Source organism: Cupriavidus sp. 05T313, assembly GCF_056396665.1.
The window spans coordinates 1-354 of sequence record NZ_JBFTLX010000727.1; the positions used below are offsets into that span (position 1 = coordinate 1).

A 354-nucleotide genomic window follows, 5' to 3' on the forward strand; every position below is an offset into this window, starting at 1 on the left:
GGCCACTGACGCCGTGAAGGCGGACCAAGCCCCGCTCAGCCTGTGGGCCGATGCCTGGCGCAAGCTCCGGCGTCGTCCGCTGTTCATCATCTCGGCACTGCTCATCCTTGCCCTGATTGTGATTGCGCTGTTCCCGGGCCTGTTCACCTCGACGCCCCCCAACGAAGGCTGTGAGCTCGCCAATTCCGAAGGCGCCCCCTCGGCCGGGCACCCGTTCGGCTTCACTTTCCAGGGCTGCGACGTCTACTCCAGGGTTATCCACGGCACGCAGGCCTCGCTTTCCGTGGGCTTGCTTTCCGTCCTTTGCGTCCTGGTGATCGGTGTGACACTCGGCGCCCTCGCCGGCTACTACGG

Annotated in this window: 1 protein-coding gene; it reads left to right on the top strand. The window is 65.8% G+C overall.

Annotation, left to right across the window (positions count from 1 at the left end; genetic code table 11):
* On the top strand, positions 1–354 hold a 354-nt coding region (locus tag AC1DKD_RS42575; protein WP_477144915.1), incomplete at both ends, for an ABC transporter permease.